General features: G+C 63.4%; 14 protein-coding genes. 10 read left to right on the plus strand and 4 right to left on the minus strand.

The features are described from left to right. Positions 1-9: 9 nt before the first annotated feature. Complete coding sequence (locus C404_RS36125) at positions 10-3195, plus strand: efflux RND transporter permease subunit (protein WP_021193620.1); 3186 nt, start codon at positions 10-12, stop codon at positions 3193-3195. A gap of 9 nt (positions 3196-3204) precedes the next feature. Here C404_RS36125 and C404_RS36130 read toward each other — a convergent pair whose 3' ends face one another. Both C404_RS36130 and C404_RS36135 read right to left on the minus strand, forming a co-directional pair. Beyond that, positions 3205-3639: an HIT family protein gene (locus C404_RS36130; RefSeq protein WP_021193621.1), complete on the minus strand. Its 435-nt coding sequence runs from the start codon at positions 3637-3639 to the stop codon at positions 3205-3207. An 84-nt stretch (positions 3640-3723) separates the two neighbouring features. Further along, positions 3724-4371, minus strand: coding sequence for a TetR/AcrR family transcriptional regulator (locus C404_RS36135; protein WP_031328942.1), 648 nt, complete (start codon positions 4369-4371; stop codon positions 3724-3726). Positions 4372-4625: 254 nt separating this feature from the next. On the opposite strand from C404_RS36135, the gene C404_RS36140 reads away from it, so the two are divergent. Beyond that, on the plus strand, positions 4626-5891 hold the full coding sequence (locus C404_RS36140) for a branched-chain amino acid ABC transporter substrate-binding protein (protein WP_021193623.1): 1266 nt from the start codon (positions 4626-4628) through the stop codon (positions 5889-5891). Between the two features lie 24 nt (positions 5892-5915). On the opposite strand, the gene C404_RS36145 is transcribed toward C404_RS36140, so the two are convergent. Then, positions 5916-6848 carry a 2-hydroxyacid dehydrogenase gene (locus tag C404_RS36145; RefSeq protein WP_031328943.1) on the minus strand — a complete coding sequence of 311 codons (933 nt, stop codon included), beginning with the start codon at positions 6846-6848 and terminating at the stop codon, positions 5916-5918. A gap of 261 nt (positions 6849-7109) precedes the next feature. On the opposite strand from C404_RS36145, the gene C404_RS36150 reads away from it, so the two are divergent. The 8 genes from C404_RS36150 (at position 7110) to C404_RS36185 (ending at position 18959) form a co-directional block, all read left to right on the plus strand. Continuing rightward, positions 7110-7829 carry a glycine zipper 2TM domain-containing protein gene (locus C404_RS36150; RefSeq protein WP_031328945.1) on the plus strand — a complete coding sequence of 240 codons (720 nt, stop codon included), beginning with the start codon at positions 7110-7112 and terminating at the stop codon, positions 7827-7829. A 102-nt stretch (positions 7830-7931) separates the two neighbouring features. Continuing rightward, complete coding sequence (locus C404_RS36155; RefSeq protein WP_021193626.1) at positions 7932-9743, plus strand: methyl-accepting chemotaxis protein; 1812 nt, start codon at positions 7932-7934, stop codon at positions 9741-9743. Between the two features lie 756 nt (positions 9744-10499). Continuing rightward, a complete protein-coding gene (locus C404_RS36160) occupies positions 10500-12620 on the plus strand; it encodes a glycosyl transferase family protein (RefSeq protein WP_021193627.1) in 2121 nt (706 codons plus the stop codon). Next, complete coding sequence (locus C404_RS36165) at positions 12617-14365, plus strand: NfrA family protein (RefSeq protein WP_021193628.1); 1749 nt, start codon at positions 12617-12619, stop codon at positions 14363-14365. Before C404_RS36160 ends, C404_RS36165 begins: the two co-directional genes overlap by 4 nt. Positions 14366-14602: 237 nt before the next feature. Continuing rightward, the gene (gene wecB, locus C404_RS36170) at positions 14603-15862 is read left to right on the plus strand and encodes a non-hydrolyzing UDP-N-acetylglucosamine 2-epimerase (protein ID WP_021193629.1); all 1260 of its coding nucleotides are present in this window, start codon (positions 14603-14605) and stop codon (positions 15860-15862) included. A 9-nt stretch (positions 15863-15871) separates the two neighbouring features. Next, a complete protein-coding gene (locus C404_RS36175; protein WP_021193630.1) occupies positions 15872-16324 on the plus strand; it encodes a hypothetical protein in 453 nt (150 codons plus the stop codon). 14 nt (positions 16325-16338) lie between these two features. Then, entirely contained in the window at positions 16339-18057 is a 1719-nt protein-coding gene (locus C404_RS36180; RefSeq protein ID WP_021193631.1) for a DUF2334 domain-containing protein, read from the plus strand. 2 nt (positions 18058-18059) lie between these two features. After that, positions 18060-18959, plus strand: coding sequence for a hypothetical protein (locus C404_RS36185; RefSeq protein WP_031328946.1), 900 nt, complete (start codon positions 18060-18062; stop codon positions 18957-18959). On the opposite strand, the gene C404_RS60950 is transcribed toward C404_RS36185, so the two are convergent. Then, positions 18949-19308, minus strand: a complete 360-nt coding sequence (locus C404_RS60950; protein ID WP_232317378.1) for a hypothetical protein — start codon at positions 19306-19308, stop codon at positions 18949-18951. The two genes, C404_RS36185 and C404_RS60950, sit on opposite strands and share 11 nt — an antisense overlap. Positions 19309-19379: the final 71 nt, after the last annotated feature.

Raw genomic sequence — 19379 nt, forward strand, 5'->3', positions numbered from 1 at the left:
GGGCGCACCATGTTCGAACGCCTTCTGCGTACCGTCATTGCCCAGCGCTGGCTGGTGCTGCTGGCTGTGCTGGCCGCTGCCGCATTCGGCGCGTATAGCTACACGCGCCTGTCCATCGATGCGGTGCCCGACATCACCAATGTGCAGGTGCAGATCAACACACCGGCACCGGGCTATTCTCCGTTGGAGACCGAGCAGCGCGTCACCTATCCGCTGGAGACGGCCATGGCCGGGCTGCCAAAGCTGGAGCAGATGCGCTCGCTGTCGCGCTACGGCCTATCGCAAGTCACCGTCATCTTCAAGGAAGGCACCGACATCTACTTCGCGCGCCAGCTGGTGAGCGAACGCCTGCAGGCTGCCAAGGAACAACTGCCAGCCGGCATGGCGCCGAGCATGGGCCCGGTCTCTACCGGCTTGGGCGAAATCTATCTCTGGACCGTCGAGGCCGATGCCAATGCGCGCAAGCCTGACGGCACCGCCTACACGCCGGCCGACCTGCGCGAGCTGCAGGACTGGGTGATCCGCCCGCAGATCCGCAACGTGCCCAGCGTGACGGAGGTGAACACCATCGGCGGGTTTGCCAAGGAGTTTCTGGTGGCAACCAGCCCCGAGCGCCTGGCCTCGTACAAGCTCACGCTGGCCGACGTGGTGGCTGCGCTGGATCGCAACAACGCCAACGTCGGCGCGGGCTATATCGAGCGCAAGGGGGAGCAGTACCTCGTGCGTGCGCCGGGCCAACTCCGCGACGCGGCCGACATCGGCAACGTCGTGCTGGCGAGTCCCAACGGCACACCCGTGCGCCTGCGTGACGTGGCCACCATCGAGAGCGGCAGCGAATTGCGCACCGGCGCAGCCACCAGCAACGGGCGCGAAGTCGTGCTCGGCACCGCATTCTTGCTGATGGGCGAAAACAGCCGCACGGTGTCGCAGGCGGTGGACAAGCGCATGCAGGAGATCCGCAAGACGCTGCCGGCGGGTATCCGTGTCGAATCGGTTTACGACCGCACGGTGCTCGTCGACAAGGCCATCGCCACCGTCAAGAAGAACCTGCTGGAAGGCGCCATCCTGGTCATGGCCGTCCTGTTCCTGTTCCTTGGCAACTTGCGTGCGGCGGTGCTCTCTGCGTTGGTGATTCCGCTGTCGATGCTGATGACCTTCAGCGGCATGGTGTCGGCGAAGGTCAGCGCCAACCTGATGAGTCTGGGCGCGCTGGACTTCGGCATCATCGTCGACGGTGCGGTGGTGATCGTCGAAAACTGCGTGCGGCGCCTGGCACATGCACAGGAGCAACGCGGCCGACCACTCACACCTGCCGAACGCTTTGAAGAGGTATTCGAGGCGGCCCGCGAGGCGCGTCGCCCGCTTCTGTATGGTCAGCTCATCATCATGGTGGTGTACCTGCCGATCTTTGCGCTGTCGGGTGTGGAAGGAAAGATGTTCCACCCGATGGCGATGACGGTGGTGCTGGCACTGGCGGCAGCCATGATTCTTTCCATCACGTTTGTGCCGGCAGCGGTGGCGCTGTTCATTGGCGAGCGCGTGGCAGAGAAGGAGAACCGCCTGATGGGCTGGGCGCGCCGCGTGTACGCCCCGCTGCTTGAGCGCGTGCTGGCTGCACCTGCTGTGGTGCTGACCTTTGCGGCCGTCGCAGTGACGGTCTCGTTGGTCGCTGCCACGCGCCTAGGCGCAGAGTTCGTGCCCAACCTGAACGAAGGCGATTTCTCCATCCAGGCGATGCGTGTACCGGGTACGGGTCTGGCGCAATCGCTGGAGATGCAGATGCAGATCGAGCGCACGCTCAAGGCGAAATTCCCAGAGATCGAACGCGTCTTTGCCCGCACCGGCACGGCCGAGGTGGCAACGGATGTGATGCCGCCCAGCATCTCCGATGGCTACATCATGCTCAAGCCGGAGAAGGACTGGCCCGCTGGTCCCGACGGCAAACGCCAGGATCGGCGTACGCGCGACCAACTGCTCGCCGACATCCGCACCACGGTGGAGGCACTGCCCGGCAACGCGTACGAGTTCTCGCAGCCGATCCAGTTGCGCTTCAATGAATTGATCTCGGGCGTGCGCAGCGACGTAGCCGTCAAGCTGTTCGGCGACGACATGAACGTGCTCGAAGCGCAGGCCAAGATCGTGGCGGCGCAACTCGGCAAGCTGGCTGGCGCCACCGAAGTGAAGATCGAACAGACGGGTGGCTTGCCCTTCCTCAACGTCGACATCGACCGCGACAAGGCCGCACGCTACGGGCTGTCCATCGGCGTGATTCAGGACACGGTGTCGGCGGCCATTGGTGGCAAGGATGCGGGCACGGTGTTTCAGGGCGATCGCCGTTTCGGCATCGTGGTGCGTCTACCGGAAACCTTGCGCAGTGACCCCGCCGCGCTCGGCCGTCTGCCGCTCGCGCTGCCGAACGGCCAGGGTTACGTGCCGCTTTCCGATGTGGCGACGCTCAAGGAGGTCACCGGCCCCAACCAGGTCAGCCGCGAAGATGGCAAGCGCCGCATCGTCATCAGCGCCAATGTGCGTGGGCGTGATATCGCCTCGTTCGTGGAGGAAGCGCAGACCGTGCTTGATGCGCAGGTGCGCTTGCCGACCGGCTACTGGATGGCATGGGGTGGCCAGTTCGAGCAGTTGCAGTCGGCTACCGAGCGCCTGCAGATCGTGGTGCCGTTGGCACTGGCGATGGTGCTCACGCTGCTGTTCATGATGTTCGGCAACCTGAAGGATGGCTTGCTGGTGTTCTCCGGCATTCCGTTTGCGCTGTCAGGCGGCATCCTGGCGCTGGCGTTGCGCGGCATCCCGCTATCGATCTCCGCGGCGGTGGGCTTTATCGCGCTGTCGGGCGTGGCGGTGTTGAACGGGCTGGTGATGCTGAGTTTCATCCGCAGCTTGCGCGAAGGCGGGCAGTCCGTCGATGAGGCCGTGCGGGAAGGGGCGCTGACGCGTTTGCGCCCGGTGCTGATGACGGCACTGGTGGCATCGCTCGGCTTCGTGCCGATGGCGCTGGCGACCGGCACCGGTGCGGAGGTGCAGCGTCCGCTGGCAACCGTGGTGATCGGTGGGATCTTGTCGTCGACGGCGCTGACCCTGCTGGTGCTGCCAGTGTTATACCGGCTGGCGTATCGACGTGATGACGGGCGGGAGGGTGCGGCGCAGGCGGATGCGGCACTGCCATCCGCCGCGCCGTAGCAGGAGAACTTACTCGGCTTGCAGTGCTGCGATGATCTTTTCGGCGTGGGCCTTCAGCTTGTCGCTGTCGGCCTGCACGCGTGCGTGCGGCTGCAGCGGCGTATCGCTGTAGCGCGGCAGCACGTGGAAGTGCACATGCGGCACGGTCTGGCCTGCAGCGCTGCCGTTGAGCTGAAAGATGGCAATGCCCGGCGGCGTGAAGGCCGCGCGCACGGCACGGGCCAGCTTGCGCGTGGTGCGGATGGCGGCCGAGGCGGCCTCATCCGACAGGTCGAACAACTCCGCTGCGCTTTCCTTGGGCAGCACCAGAACGTGGCCGTCGGCCTGCGGCATGATGTCCATGAAGGCGATGGTGTGGTCGTCCTCATACACCTTGATGCAGGGCAGTTCGCCGCGCAGGATCTTGGCGAAGATGTTCTGGTCGTTGTACGTCGCGTCAGGCATGGATGTCTCCGGCAAAACAAGAAAGGGCAGCGCGCAGTATATCTGCCACAGGCGGGGGCTCGTATGGCGTGAACTTGGCGTAGATCAAGCGACACCGTCGTCCGCCGGCAGCGGCGCGCCGGCCAGCAGCGTGTCTTCAAAGAAGCGGCGGCGCGCGTCCTTGTCGGGCTTGCTGCCCTGGTGCCACAGCGTGGCTTCGGAGAGCTGGTAGGCGTACAGCATGAAGGCGCGTGCCTTGGCGTCCTTGCGCGCAAAGCCGATCGCCTGGAAGTGCTGGACGTAGTAATCCATGCGATGTTCGTCGACGGTTTCGACGGCCTCTTGTGCCATCGGGTCACGTCGCGCCCAGGCACGGATGGCGAACTCGATCATGGCGGTGCGGCGCGCGCTGCGGCCGCGAAACGGTAGCGCCAGCAGATCACGCACGAGCCCCTGTACCGATGGGTTCTGTCGCTCGAGCTTGGGGCCGACGCGCGTGCGCTCGCTCCAGTCCTGCAGTACCTGATGCAGCAGATCGTCGCGGTTCTTGAAGTGCCAGTAGAAGCTGCCGCGCGTGACTTCCAGTTGCTTGGCGAGCACGTCGACGCGCACGGCGTCAATGCTCTTGGTGACGAGCAGATCGGTGGCCGCGCGCACCCAGTCGTTGGGCGTGAGCTGCGCACGCGGCGCTGCGGGAGAGGTGGGTTCGGCGTCGACGGGTGCGTCGTGGTCGTCGATCAGCGGGGAGGGCATGCGCACCTCGTGCGGCTTGGACATGAAGGCGGATTCTAGCGACGCTGACACCGCTGTCCAGCGCTGAGCGCATGCTGAGCGCCCCAGGTTTTCTCCGGTTGACATGTCAACAAACGCACTCCTACCATGCACATACGTTTGTGTATGGAAGGATCGAGCTGCCGTAAGCCTCGGTTTACGGTTTTGTGCAAGGAACCATGCTCGACGATGCCTTCTGCACGGCGTCTAACGATAAGACATCAGGAGACATTTGCATGAAGGCATTCCGACTCGCACTGCGCGCGGCGGCTGTAGTTGGCGCGGCGGCTGGCGCGTTCTGCGCGAGCACCGCGCAGGTTCAGGCGGCTGAGACCGTCAAGATCGCCTGGATCGACCCGCTGTCCGGGCTGATGGGCGCGCTGGGCCAGAACCAGTTGCGCAGCTGGCAATACGCGGCAGATATCGCCAACCAGCAGAACTGGAGCGGCAACGGCACCAAGTTTGAAGTCGTGGGGTTTGACAACAAGGTCTCGCCGCAAGAGAGCCTGACGATCCTCAAGCAGATCACCGATCAGGGCATTCGCTACGTCGCGCAGGGCGATGGCTCCAGCGTGGGCATGGCATTGCAGGACGCCATCGCCAAATACAACGACCGCAATCCGGGCAAGGAGATCATCTATCTCAACTACGCCGCGGTCGATCCGGACATGACCAACAGCAAGTGCAACTACTGGCATTTCCGTCTGGACGCCAACTCCGACATGAAGATGGAGGCCCTGACCACCTATCTGGCCAAGGACCCGAACATCAAGAAGGTCTACCTGCTGAACCAGAACTACTCGTTCGGCCATCAGGTGGCGCGTGCAGCCAAGGACTACCTCAAGCGCAAGCGTCCTGACATTCAGGTCGTGGGTGAAGACCTGCACCCGCTGGCGCAGGTGAAGGACTTCTCGCCGTACGTGGCCAAGATTCGTGCATCCGGCGCCGATACGGTCATCACCGGCAACTGGGGCAGCGATCTGGCCCTGCTGGTTCGCGCAGCCAAGGATGCAGGCCTGACCACCAACTTCTACACGTACTACGCCGGCACCACCGGTGTGCCGACCGCAATGGGCGCGTCGGGTGCGGACCGTGTGAAGGTCATCAGCTACTTTGCACCGAACGATGGCAACGCGAAGACGAACGCCGTGCTCGATGGCTTCAAGAAGAAGTACAACGACGATTTCTTCAACGCCGACGTCTACACCGGCATCGCCTTCCTGGCCAAGGCCATCAAGACCAGTGGTTCGGCCGAGCCCGCCAAGGTGGCCAAGGTGATGGAGGGCATGACGGTTGAGAGCCTGAACGGCCCGGTCGAGATGCGTAAGACCGATCACCAGGCACAGCAGACGCTGTATGTCACCACCTGGGTGAAGGCCGATGGCAAGAAGATCAAGTACGACCAGGAGAACACCGGCTACGGCTGGCGCACCGACGTCACGCTTGAACCGCACCTCGGTGCGCAGCCGACGTCGTGCCAGATGAAGCGACCGACGTCGTGATCCTGTCGTTGAGGTGTCTCCGGTTTAGACCGGGGACACCACACCTGTGCCCGCCAGGTGTCGGCGGGCGTTCTCCAGAAAGCGATCCACCGTGGCCTGCACCGATTCCGGTGACCAGCCGGCAATGTGCGGTGTCAGCACGACCTGTTCCAGGTCCAGCAAGCCCAGCGGTGGCTTCGGTTCGCTCTCGTACACATCCAGCCCCGCGCTGCCCAGCTTGCCCGTGCGGATGGCCGCTTCCAGCGCCGCCGTATCCACCACGCTGCCGCGCGCGATGTTGACCACGCAGCCGTTCGGCCCCAGCGCCTCCAGAACGGATTGATTGACCAAGTGTTTGGTTTGCGCGCCGCCCGGCGTGGCAACGATCAGGAAGTCCGCCCACGCAGCCATCTCCTTGAGCGCACCGAAGTACTGGTACGACACACCGTCGCGCGGTTTGCGGTTGTGATAGCCGATCTGCATGTCGAAGCCTGCGGCGCGGCGTGCGATCTGCATGCCGATGGTGCCGAGGCCCACGATGCCCAGGCGCTTACCGCACACACCGGGCTGCAGCGGAATGTCGTCGCGCCAGACGCCATTGCGCGTGGCGCGGTCCAGCTTCGGGATACCGCGCACCGCGGCCAGCAGCAGGCCAAAGGCGTGGTCGGCCACGCAAGCATCGTTAGTGCCGGCGCCGTTGGCCACCACTACGCCGCGCGCACGGGCGGCTTCCACGTCGATGTTCTCGTAGCCGGCGCCCAGGGCGCAGGCTAGTTCCAGCTTGGGCAGGGCGGCGATCTCTGCGCCGGTCAGGCCCGTTGATCCATTGGTCAGCACGATGCGCACGTCTTGCCCGTTGTGGGCAATGGCGGTGTCGCGTTCTGCCCGGGTCGGGGCGTGGATGACGTGGAAGTGTTGAGCGATCTGCGCCACGTTGTCGGGCGTCATCGCAATGAGGATCAAGAGTGTCGGCTGCATGTTGAGGAGCGAGGCGAGGAGGAGTGGCGGGCCGTGTCTTGTCAGCAGGAAGTGCCGCGCACGGCGCCCGAGGATCATAGCGCGCCCCGCTGGCCGTGGCGCCGGAAGCCCCTGACGCAACGAGGTTACACGCCGTTACCAATGAAGAAATTTGGTTTCACGGGGCGCGGGGCCCGCGGCATAGACTTTCCGGCAAGGGGCGCAAACCGCAGGAAGGCCTCCGGCCTGGACCAGACGCCGCGCGCACAAACGGGATCAATCATGCAAGCAACGAACAAACGGGTACGCGTCAGCCACGCAGGACGGTGGATAGTATTGGCGGCAGTGGCAACGGGGGCAGCAGGCTTGGCCGGCTGTGTCACGGCGCCGTACCCCGGCTACGGTGCGGGCTATGGCGCTGGCTATGCGGCCGGCAGCAGTGCATATGGCAACAGCTATGGCGGCACGACCTACAGCACCACGCCGTACGCCAACGGGTACGACAACACCTACAGCAACGGCTACAACGGCAGCTATGACCCGAGCGCGCAGCAGCCGTATCCGCAGCAACCGTACCCGTCACAGCAGCCGGCGCCGGTGTATTCGCAGCCACAGCCGAACTATTCCCCGTATCCGAGTAGGAGCGAGCCTGCCTATCAGGCACCGGCCGACAATCGCTATGGCGTGATCGAGCGCATCGACGCGGTGCCGGTGCGCGGGCAGCCCACCGGTGTGGGCGCGGTGCTTGGCGGCGTAGTGGGTGGCCTGCTTGGGCACCAGGTGGGTGGCGGACGCGGCAATACCGTGGCCACCATCGGCGGTGCGGTGGCTGGAGCCATGGCGGGCAACGCCGTGGAAGGCAATACGGTGGTCGGTCAGACCTACCGCGTGACCATGCGCTTGAACGACAACTCGATGGCCACGCTCACGCAAAACAACCCGAACGGCCTGCGTCCGGGTGACCGTGCCCGCATCGAAAACAACATGGCAGTGCCTTACTGACCACTTTCTGCAGGGGAGTTCGTCCGCGTCTGACTTCAGGAACGGCGCGGACTGGCCGTTATAGCGGGTGCCGCAACCTGTTTTTTGCCCGCTTTGACTCCCATGTTCAATCGACTTTCCATCCGTTTCCGACTCAACGCAGCCCTCGCGCTGCTCGCCGTGCTGCTGGCCACCATTGGCACCATCGGCGTCGTCGGCATGCGCGCGTCTGACGCAACCATCAAAGAGATCTATAGCAACCAGCTTGCTTCGACTTCGTTGGTTGCCAAGGCACAACTGCATGCCGCCATCGTGCGCACTACGCTGGATCGTGCGGTCTTCCACCCGGAGTCCGCCGAGTTACCGGCGATCCTCGACAAGGCCAATGGCTACCGCGTCAAGTCCGACGACGCGTGGAAGCAGTACAAGGCGCTGCCCATGAGTGCAGATGAAGCCCGTCTGGCTGCCGATCTGGAAGCCAAACGTGCAGCGCTGTTTCGCGATGGCATTGAGCCGCTGATGAACGCACTGCGTGCCCATGACGCAACCGCGGTCGACAAAGTGGTCATGGACGTCATCCCGCCACTGTCGGTGGCAATGACCGCCGCCTCAGATGCCTTGGATCGCAGCCAGTCCGATCAGGCCAAGGCCGGATACGACGACGCAGTGGCCCGCTCGCACGCGTTCCTGATGTTGATCATCGGCGCCATCGTGGTGGGTATCGTTGCAGCGCTGGGCTGTGCGTTTGGTCTGCACCGTGCGATCTCTGTACCGCTGTCGAACATGCTGGGCCACTTTGGCGAGATTTCGCGCGGCAACCTGACCGAGCACATCACCGTGAGCAGCCATGACGAAATGGGTGCGCTCACCCGTGGCCTGATCGACATGCAGCGTGGACTGATCCGCACCATCGAGACGATGCGCGGCGGCAGCGATTCCATCGCCAGCGCGACCAAACAGATTGCCGCCGGCAACCTCGATCTGTCGCAGCGCACGGAAGAGCAGGCGTCTTCGCTGGAAGAGACGGCTTCCAGCATGGAGGAACTCACCAGCATCGTGAAGCAGAATGCCGACAATGCGCGCCAGGCCAGCCAGCTTGCGGGCAACGCATCGGACATCGCCGTCAAGGGCGGTGAAGTGGTGGGCCGTGTCATCGAAACAATGTCGGGCATCAACAACAGCAGCAAGAAGATCGCCGACATCATTGGCGTGATTGAAGGCATTGCCTTCCAGACCAACATCCTCGCCCTGAATGCCGCAGTGGAAGCCGCGCGTGCGGGTGAGCAAGGCCGCGGCTTTGCGGTGGTGGCCGGTGAGGTACGCAGCCTGGCGCAACGCTCGGCCACGGCAGCCAAGGAGATCAAGGAACTCATCAGCGATTCGGTTGGCCGTGTTGAAAACGGCTCGACGCTGGTGACCGAAGCCGGCACGGTGATCGACGAAGTGGTGGTGGCCGTCAAGCGCGTGACCGACATCATGGGCGAGATCAGCGCCGCGTCGGCCGAGCAGAGCACCGGCATCGAACAGGTCAACCAGGCCGTCACGCAGATGGACGAAGTGACGCAGCAAAACGCGGCGCTGGTGGAAGAGGCGGCCGCTGCCGCGCAATCGCTGGAAGAGCAGGCGGGTGTGCTGCGCGAGACGGTTGCGTCGTTCCGCCTGCCGCCGGCAGGTACGCACGTTGTGCCGGCTGCTGTGGTGAGCGCTGCGAAGGCGCCGTCGGCAGCGCCGGTTGCTGCTAGCAAACCTGCAGCGAGCAAGCCTGCCTCGACAATCAAGCGTGCCGTGCGCAAGCCTGCTGTGTCGCCTGCAGCTGCGCCTGCCAAACCGGTTTCCGCGCCCGCAACTGCGCCTGCCGCGGCAATCGAACCGAAGCCGGGCAAGCTGGCACTCGCTGCAGCTGCCAGCGATGCAGATGACTGGGAACAGTTCTGATGGCCTGATGCGCTGATACGCATCACCCTTGCAAAGCCGCGCCTCGTGCGCGGCTTTGTGTTTCAGCGCTGTAACCGATTTGAGTGATAGTCGGTGGTGATGCTGCCGAGACTGCCGCCTCGACCACGCCAATCGGGCAATGGAGTCCGGTTGGTGCCGCACAATTGCGGCACACCTTCACTGAGCATCACGGCCGCGATGCTCAGACTCCTGCAAAGCCTTTAGCAGAAAGGCCTTGCTCCGCCACAGTCCCGTCTGTCGGGCGCTGGACGCGAGCGTGTGCACCACGCCCTGCAAGTAACGCGCACGTACGCCTCAGCCGAACACCCTGCGCCTGGGTGCGAATCGCCTCCGCCGTTTGTAGGGCATGCCTGTCGTCTGCCTGGACGAGTGCGGTACCGCGCCAACGTGTATTGCGTGCCGTGGCTGCAATTGCAGCAAGGCCCCAAACCCCGCATCGCGTTCACCGGTGCAACAACCCTGCATGCCCCCCGTCTGTGCGCACGCTCGTGCGGCATGCCGCACCGCATAACGGCGCGCCCTGGCGGGCGTTGGTACGGTCCTCGCGTTCACGCTTGCGAAGCGGGCCAGAGAACCCCGCATCGGCAGCCATCGCTTGCCAAGCGACGGTGCCGGACGCACGGCGCACGTGGTTGCGCCGCAGGTCGACAAGAACTTGGGGAAAGCGATGAGCGCTACAGCGCAAAGCGGGGGAGTTGCCAGGCATCGGCCGTATGCCGGCATGGGGGAAGGGCCATGAGCGATGTGCCATGGGAAATCTACCTGGCGTTGCTCAACACGCTGACGGTGGCGACCACGCTCGTCATCCTCATCAGCACCGCCGACGATTTCTTCCTGGATGCGTTCTACTGGATGCGGGAGCTGTGGCTCTGGCCGCAGCGCGGTCGCATGCCCGTCACCATCTCGGCACGCGCGCTGCGTGATCGTGAGGAGCAGTGGCTCGCCATCATGGTGCCCGCCTGGAAGGAGTACGACGTCATCGCCAAGATGGTGGAGAACACCTTGGCGACGATGGAGTACACGCACTTCATTATCTTTGCCGGCGCTTACCGCAATGATGCTGAGACCACCACCGAGGTCGAGCGCATGGTGCGCCGCTATCCAGGGCGCGTGGTGCGGGCGGCCGTCACGCACGATGGCCCCACCTGCAAGGCTGACTGCCTGAACACCATCATCCAGACCATCATCCGCCATGAGGCAGGCCACGGCATCCGCTTTGCGGGCGTGATCATGCACGACTGCGAAGACGTGATTCACCCGCTGGAGCTGAAGTACTTCAACTACTTCATCGGCGATCAGGATCTGGTGCAGTTGCCGGTGCTCTCGCTCGAGCGCAAGTGGTACGAGTGGGTGGCCGGTACTTACATGGATGATTTCTCCGAGACGCACCAGAAGGACTTGGTGGCGCGCCAGGCGCTGACCGGCACGGTGCCCGGGGCAGGCGTGGCGCTGTGCTATAGCCGCCGTGCCATCGAGGCGGTGATGAAGGTGCGGGGCGATTCGCCCTTCAACACCAGCACGCTCACAGAAGACTATGACTTCAGCTTCCGGCTGCACGATCTCGGCATGCGGGAGGCATTTGTGCACTTCCCGATTTGCGAGACCACAGAGCCTGCGGAGGATGCCGAGGGCAAGACGCGCACGCGCTGGCGTTTTGGCAAGCGGCGTGGCGTGCGTCCGCAGTTGCTGGCCACGCGCGAGTATTTCCCCAGCACGTTCCGAACCGCCTACCGGCAGCGTGCGCGCTGGGTGCTCGGCATTGCATTCCAGGGCTGGCTGCAGATGGGGTGGAAGGGCAACCTGATCACCAGGTACATGTTCTTCCGTGACCGCAAGGGGGTGGTGACCGCGCTGTTTTCGATCCTGGCGTATGTGCTGTCGCTCAACTACCTGGTGATCGGCGCGTTGCTGGCCAAGGGATGGGTTGCGATTCCCGATGGCTCTTTCGTGGTCGGCTCCGTGTGGATGCAGGACTTGCTGGCGATCAACGCAACGCTGCTGTTCAACCGGCTGGCGCAGCGCGTGTATTTCGTGGGGCGCCTGAATGGTCCGCTGCAAGGCGTGCTGTGCCTGCCCAGGCTGGTGGTGAACAACTTCATCAACTTCTTCTCGGTATGCCGGGCGTGGAAGATCTTCCTGATCTACTGCCTGACCGGCAAGCCGATCGCGTGGGACAAGACCCAGCACACCTATTTGTCGAACGATGCCCTCGGCCGCACGCGCTCGATGCTGGGCGAGACGTTGCTCAAGTGGGAAGCGCTCACGCAAGCGCAGCTCGACGCGGCTTTGACCCTGCAGCAGGAAACCGGCCGCCGGCTCGGGACCATCCTGGTCCAGCAAGGGCTGGTCACGCCCGACACGTTGGCTGATGCGCTGGCCGAGCAGGTTGACCTGCCGCGCGTGAGTCTGACCAACGTCGTGTTGGGCGCACTGGCCGATTGTCTGCCTCGCGATCTGGCTGTGCGGCATCACGTGGTGCCGTTTTCCATTGGCGAGGACGGCTCGCTCAATATCGCCGTGTCGGAATTGCCCAATGGTGAAGTGCTGGACGAGTTGGCCCGCGCAGCCGGACGCAAGGTTGCGTGCTTCATGGCGTGCGACCACGAGATGTCGGCCGAGCTGGCACTGATGGCCGACCCCAATCGCCGCGCTACGGTCGTGTTTGGCCCTGCGGCATATTCGGCCACGTTGGCCGTCGAATCCATGACGGGCGCCGGCCCGGTTGTTGCACCAGGCACGGCATCCGCAACCGAGGCTCCCCCCATCCCCCCGATACCTCCGGCGCCGGTCTTGCATGACCTGGCCCCCGGCCCAGAGGTACACCCCAATCCATCAATTGCGGGAGGTGTGGCATGAAAACCGAGAGAATCCACCGTTTCACGCTGCGCGGTGCAGGTTGGCCGATCAAGTGGCCAATTGCTGCTGCGGTATGGGCGCTATGTCATGGTGTGTCGGTCGCAGAACAGACGGCGCAGCCGCTGCAGCCCGACGCGTACTTCCGGGCAGACCGCGCCTACCATGCGATCGATGCCAACAAGCTTGATGATGCTGAAGCAGCAACGCGCGCTGCGTTGGCGGTGCAGCCTGACAGCCTGCAGCTGAACCTGTTGCTGCTTGATGTGCTGACGCGCAAGGGCCGGTTGGATGCGGCGCGCACGCAAGCCGATGCGCTGGTGCAGAAGTACCCCAACGAGCCGCGCGTATATGCGCAGCACGGGTTCCTTGCGCAGAAGGCGAATGACTCGGCCACGGCCGAACAGGATTTCGCCCACGCCACCCAGGGCACGGACTGGACACCACAGGAACAGCGCAACCTGCATCTGGCGTGGTCGGACAGCGCGTATTCCGCCAGACATCCGCAGGCGGCGCTGGATGCGCTCAGTGGCCTGCAGGATCAGCCTGATGCCGGCGTCCAGTTGCGCCTCGCGCAATCACGCCTGCAACTGGGGGACCGCGATGGCGCAACCCGGGCCGCCACGCTGGCCGAAGAGCACGCCACGGACCCGGCGCAAAAACGCTACGCCAAGGCATTGCTTGCCGAGGCGATGGCACCCCAGGTTCAGAGCGTAGCCACGTCACCCGATGACCCGCGCGTGATTGGCCAGCGTGAATTGAACGAGGCTTATGGCCACCTGCGGGCCCGTGACGACCGCGCCGCGCTTGCGGCGTTCCAGCGCGGCTTTGCCACCGGCCAGGGCAACTGGAGCCACTACGCCGATGCTGCCTATGCAGCGAAACGCATGGGCGACAACTCGACCGCTATCACGCTGTTCCGCAAGAGCCTGGACGTTGCCGATGCGGATGCCAAGAGTGACGGTGGCAGCAACGGTAATGACAGCCTTCCCGCCGACCGCCGCTTCGGCTACCGACGCGAGGTGGAGCAGATGCAGCGCACTTGGGGCATGGTGCTTTCCGGCGCGTACCAGACTTCGGCGTTTGGCGTGCCCAACACCGTGAGCGTGTTTCAGGGCGGCGCAGAGGTCTACTGGCAGCCCCCCGGCATTGGCTATCGCGACGGCAGCATCTTCCAGCTCTTCGTGCGCGGTTACGACAACCTCTATGACGGCAACGGCATCGCCGGCCTGCCGACGGCACAGGGGTCGGTGGGGGCGCGCTACAAACCGGTCAAGGATCTCAACCTGGTGTTCACCGCTGAGCGCCTGATCCGCATCGGCACCCAGAGCGTCAATGACACGCTGCTGCGCATTGGCTTCTCGACCGACCAGGGTATTGACCTGCAGGTCACCAAGCCGCGCTGGCAGACCTGGCAGGCGTACGGGGAGGGTGCGTACTTCCTCAACCAGGGCCGCATGATCATCAGCACCGAAGCGCGCTACGGGCATACCTGGCTACTCGACTCGATCAGCGATCACCTGACGGTCTACCCGCACGTGGTACTGGCTGGCGACCACGACAACAAGGCCACCGACCGGCAACTCGCGCTGGGTGCTGGCCCCGGCATCAACTTTCGCTACTGGTTTCGAGAGACGCAATACAGCGCCCCGGCCAGTTGGCTGGATCTCACCGTGCAATACCGCCTGCCTCTGACCCACGCCGACCGGGCGAAGGGCGTAGTGGCACGCGCCATCCTTTGGTTCTAGGGGGACCTGGAGCCGAGGTGTCACGGATGAAACGATTTTGATCAACGAGGGATACGGGTAACGAGAAGGATTGGCTTCGGCGCGCGCGCGATGGCGTCGCAGCGCCACGGCAGGTCAAGGCAGGATGCATGGCACGGCCTTCGCTCTATGGTGAGGTCTATGCCGGCGTAAGAAGCGACGCGTTCGTCGTCGCGCTTTGGAATGGCTAGCCGATGCAGATGACATGGGGAGAGCAAGATGACCGGGAAGATTTTGACAGTGTTCGGCACGCGACCAGAGGCCATCAAGATGGCGCCGCTGGTGAAGGCGTTGCAAGCCGAGGCAGGCTTCACGTCGGCGGTATGCGTGAGTGCGCAGCACCGGCAGATGCTCGACCAGGTCTTACAGCTCTTCGGCATCGTGCCGGAGTTTGATCTGAACCTGATGCAGCCTGGGCAGACGTTGTCAGGCATTACCTCCAGCGTGCTGGGTGGCATCGATGGCGTGCTGGATGCCTTCCAGCCCGATGCCGTGCTGGTGCACGGAGACACCACCACCACACTGGCTGCCAGCTTGGCCGCCTTCTACAGGCGCATCCCGGTGGGCCATGTCGAGGCGGGGCTGCGCACGGGCAACATCTGGTCTCCGTGGCCCGAAGAACTCAACCGCCGCGTGACCGATTCCGTGACGACGTGGCACTTTGCGCCGACAGCTGAATCGCGCCAGAACCTGCTGGATGAAGGCATCGACCCGAGCCAGATCACGCTCACCGGCAATACCGTCATCGATGCGCTGTTGTCTGTGAAACGACGCCTGAATGCCGATGCGGCGCTATCGGCGGAGATGGCCGCGCGCTATCCATTCCTCGACGCCGGGCGGCGGATGATTCTGGTGACTGGCCACCGGCGCGAGAACTTTGGCGAGCCGTTTGAGAACTTCTGTGTGGCGCTGCGCCTGCTGGCAGCGCGCCATCCGGATCTGCAGATCGTCTATCCGGTGCACCTGAACCCCAACGTGCAGCAGCCGGTCAACGCCATCCTGGCGGGCCAGGACAACGTGCATCTGATTGCGCCGCAAGACTACTTGCCCTTCGTCTACCTGATGGACCGGGCTTACCTGATCGTCACCGATTCCGGCGGCATTCAGGAAGAAGCGCCTGCGCTGGGCAAACCGGTGCTTGTGACGCGTGACACCACCGAGCGGCCCGAGGCCGTGGCTTCCGGCACTGCACGCCTGGTCGGCACCGATACGCAGCGCATCGTGGTGGAAGCTGAAACGCTTCTGCAGGACGCCGACGAATACCAGCGCATGGCACAGGCCCACAACCCGTATGGGGATGGGCAGGCATGCCATCGCATTGTCGACGCATTGAAAGCGGCCTTCGACGCGCCCGCCGAGGTGGTGGCGCGTGGCCCGCAACTCGTTCGCAAGCCGGCCACCGAGGCCGAGATCATCAATCTGGAAGCGGCACGCGCCACGGCGATCGGGGCTGCATCCATGCAACGCCTGAATGGCTAGGAGGCTTGGATGAAAGCGAAACGCATCGGGGGCGGCATCTTGCTGGCCTCCGCCCTGATCGCTGGATGGTTGGCACTGGCGCCACCATGGGCCGGCAATGCAGGGGTTCCGGCGGTGGTTATCGGTGGTTCTGACCAGCGCAATCCAGGCACGGACGCAGATAAGAAAAAGTCTGCGCCAGCGTCTTCCAGTGGCACGGCCACAGCTGGGCAGCCAGTGCAACCGGCTGTGGTGGCTGTGGCCACACAAAAGCCCGTGACCGGGGGCGGACGCGCCTACGGCTACGGCGTCATGGATGAAAACGGGCAGGTCGTTCCGCCACCGCGCCCGCCTGGCATCACCGAAATCCGTCCCGGTATGCCAGAGAACGAGCCAACCGGTACGGAACGTGGCCACGACCGTGGTCCCAACTTCAACCTCGGGCTCTACCGCCAAGCGGACGGCTCGGTGTATCGCCCATGAGTCGGAGAGCCATCATGAAATCGATGTTTCGTAAGTTTCTCTATGCACTAGTCTTTGCGGGCGGCCTACTCGGCGTCTCGCTGACCGGGCCCGCGCAGGCTTCCACCTGCACCATCGGGCTCGGGCCCATTTGCGTGACGGTCGGCAAAACGGCATCCGCGCAGACCACGCCAGCCCCCATCCTGGTGCTGTACGACGCGCCCGCCAATGACCAGTACACCAATCTGGGCAAGGCGTACGCGATCATGCTGTACAACCTGCTCGCGCACTTCAATACCACCATCACCATGCTGCCCGTGCAGAACTACACGGCTGGCATGACAGAGCAGTACACCGCCACGTTCTACATGGGGAGCTACTACGCCAACCCCATTCCGGCGGCGTTCCTGTCGGACGTAAGCACCACGCAAAAAACCGTCGTCTGGTTCAAGTACAACTTGTGGGAACTTGCCTGGAACACGGCGTATCCGTTCACCTCACGTTATGGCATCTCGTTCTCGAGCCTTGCCGGCATGAATGCTGCGCCGTCGGCCAGTGCGCCCAACCCTGGTTTCTATGACACGGTCACGTACAAGAACCAGACCATGACCAAGTACTACGCCTTCAATGCCACGACCGGGGCGGTTTCCGCAGACCCGGACATTGGTGTGACGGCGGTGGCCGATGCCACCAAGGCGACAAGCCTGGTGACGATCACCAACTCGGTCACGAAGGCGACTGCGCCATACGTGATTCGCTCGGGCAACTTCTGGTATTTCGCCGACATGCCGTTCTCGTTCATCGGGCCGCGCGACCGCTATCTGGTGGTCTGCGACATGCTGCACGATATTCTCGGCACCAATGCACCGACGCAGCATCGCGCGCTGGTCAGGTTGGAGGACCTCAACGCCACCAATACCGTATCGTCGATCGAAACCCTGGCGGACTACATGTCCAGCAAGAAGATCCCGTTCTCGCTCGCAACCATCCCGCTCTACACCGACCCCAACGGCGTCTACAACGGTGGCGTGGCGCAGACCATTCACATGGTTAATGCAACAGGGTTGAAGCAGGCGCTGAACTATTCGATTGCACGCGGCGGCAAGCTACTGATGCACGGTTACACACACCAGTACAGCAATATCCCGAACCTCGTCAATGCGGTCAGCGCGAACGACTACGAGTTCTGGCTTGCCACCCTGAACCGGCCAGTGAACGAGGATTCAACGCAGTGGGCGGCAGGGCGTTTGTCTGCCGGGTTGCTGGAGTTGCAGCTCAACGGCTACACGCCATTTGCGTGGGAGGCGCCACACTACCAATCTTCTCCACTGGCCATTGCAGCCGTGCCGCAGTACTTCAAGAACACCTACCAACGCGTGGTGTACTACACGTCAAGCAATCCGCAGACGCTCAATGCAACCACACCGGGACATGATTTCTCGGTTGGCCAGTTCTTCCCTTACATCATTCAGAAGGACTACTACGGCCAGCGTGTGATTCCGGAGAACCTGGGTAACGTGGAGTACAACATCTGCAATATCGACCCGTCATCGTGCCTGACGTACTCCGCGCAGGACATCCTGACCAATGCCAACTATGCGTTGGTCGTGCGCGATGGCTTTGCTTCGTTCTTCTTCCATCCATTCTGGCTTGAGCCCGATCTTGGCACGCCAGGCTATGCTGACTTCCAAACCATCATTACCGGCATCACCAACCTGGGCTTTACCTGGGTAGATGCCAGCACCGCGCAGTAGTCATGCACCGGATGCGCTTGATACTGGCGGTAACAGTGCTGGTGTTGGGCACATCCACCCAGGCCGCAGGGCCGGTGGGCGCAATGCCTGCCGGCCCTGCGCCGTTATATGGCGTGACGGTGGATGCGGTGGACAATGTGCCTGCCGTGGTCGATGCGCTCTCGCACCTGTCACGCACGCCCACCGTGCGTATTGTCTTTGATGAAGGAATGGACGCGTCGGACTACGCAGCGCCCGTCGCCGCCATCCGGCGTGCGGCCTATGTGATGGGTGAACTGGTCGATTCGTCCATCCTCAAGCAAACCACCGTGCAGCAGATGCGCGAGCGCGCCAACACGTACTTCGATGTGCTGGGCCGCAACGTCGACATCTGGGAAATCGGTAACGAGATCAACGGCGAGTGGACCGGTAGCACGCGCGACATCATCGACAAAACGCGGGTTGCCTACGACGCCATCAAGCAGCGCGGCGGCCGCACGGCGCTCACGCTCTACTACAACGAAGGCTGTGCTGAAACACCCTCACGCGCCATGTTCGACTGGGCCGAGCGCAATCTGCCGCCAGACTTGCGCAACGGTGTGGACTACGTCTTCATCAGTTTTTACGAAGACGATTGCAAGATCGCACCGCCCGACTGGAGTGCCATGTTCGAGCGCCTGGGGCGTTTGTTTCCGCAGGCGATGCTCGGTTTTGGAGAAGTCGGTACACGCCACGCGGCAGGCAAGGGCGCATTGATCGCGCGCTACTACGGCTTGTCGATTGCGCATCCACGGTTTGTCGGCGGCTACTTCTGGTGGTACTTCCGGCAAGACATGGTGCCGCGTACGCGGCCGTTATGGCGCAGCATCGACGCAGCATTCCAGTCGATGCCGGCTACGCCGCCCAGAACGCCTACGCCCTAGCCTGTGTGCCTCGGTATTGCAGGCCGTGCGGCTGTCCACGACGCTCTTCATCGGGCTCGATGGGCTCGCCTTGATGCCGTACGAGTTGGATGGTGCGGGTCGGTAGCGCGAGGGCCGCGCCGAGGTTCTGCAGCGCTTCAAGAATCGCCAGGTTGATGCGCTGCTGGATATCCATGTAGAGGTTGAAATGTGATGACCGGGTTGCGCGTCGTCTGGGTTTGCGCTGATCGCTTGTCACCTGCCGACAGTTTCCGCCGCGGTTGAGCCACAGCGCAATCTGGAACCCGATGATGACGAAGTACGGGCGTTGAGCCACGCCATGGCCATTGACATCTCCGTGCAAGGTCACGGCATGTCGCGTCGTACAAATTGTGCCGCGTGGAATCACACGCGCATTGCAAATGCAACACAGTTGCGTTA

Source organism: Ralstonia sp. AU12-08, from assembly GCF_000442475.1.
In the GTDB taxonomy this organism is placed as follows: Bacteria; Pseudomonadota; Gammaproteobacteria; order Burkholderiales; family Burkholderiaceae; genus Ralstonia; species Ralstonia insidiosa.

Bases quoted from the DNA above. Each gene is read 5' to 3' on its own strand.
- C404_RS36125 (WP_021193620.1), top strand. From the start codon at position 10: ATGTTCGAACGCCTTCTGCGTACCGTCATTGCCCAGCGCTGGCTGGTG.
- C404_RS36130 (WP_021193621.1), bottom strand. From the start codon at position 3,639: ATGCCTGACGCGACGTACAACGACCAGAACATCTTCGCCAAGATCCTG.
- C404_RS36135 (WP_031328942.1), bottom strand. From the start codon at position 4,371: ATGCCCTCCCCGCTGATCGACGACCACGACGCACCCGTCGACGCCGAA.
- C404_RS36140 (WP_021193623.1), top strand. From the start codon at position 4,626: ATGAAGGCATTCCGACTCGCACTGCGCGCGGCGGCTGTAGTTGGCGCG.
- C404_RS36145 (WP_031328943.1), bottom strand. From the start codon at position 6,848: ATGCAGCCGACACTCTTGATCCTCATTGCGATGACGCCCGACAACGTG.
- C404_RS36150 (WP_031328945.1), top strand. From the start codon at position 7,110: ATGCAAGCAACGAACAAACGGGTACGCGTCAGCCACGCAGGACGGTGG.
- C404_RS36155 (WP_021193626.1), top strand. From the start codon at position 7,932: ATGTTCAATCGACTTTCCATCCGTTTCCGACTCAACGCAGCCCTCGCG.
- C404_RS36160 (WP_021193627.1), top strand. From the start codon at position 10,500: ATGAGCGATGTGCCATGGGAAATCTACCTGGCGTTGCTCAACACGCTG.
- C404_RS36165 (WP_021193628.1), top strand. From the start codon at position 12,617: ATGAAAACCGAGAGAATCCACCGTTTCACGCTGCGCGGTGCAGGTTGG.
- wecB (WP_021193629.1), top strand. From the start codon at position 14,603: ATGACCGGGAAGATTTTGACAGTGTTCGGCACGCGACCAGAGGCCATC.
- C404_RS36175 (WP_021193630.1), top strand. From the start codon at position 15,872: ATGAAAGCGAAACGCATCGGGGGCGGCATCTTGCTGGCCTCCGCCCTG.
- C404_RS36180 (WP_021193631.1), top strand. From the start codon at position 16,339: ATGAAATCGATGTTTCGTAAGTTTCTCTATGCACTAGTCTTTGCGGGC.
- C404_RS36185 (WP_031328946.1), top strand. From the start codon at position 18,060: ATGCACCGGATGCGCTTGATACTGGCGGTAACAGTGCTGGTGTTGGGC.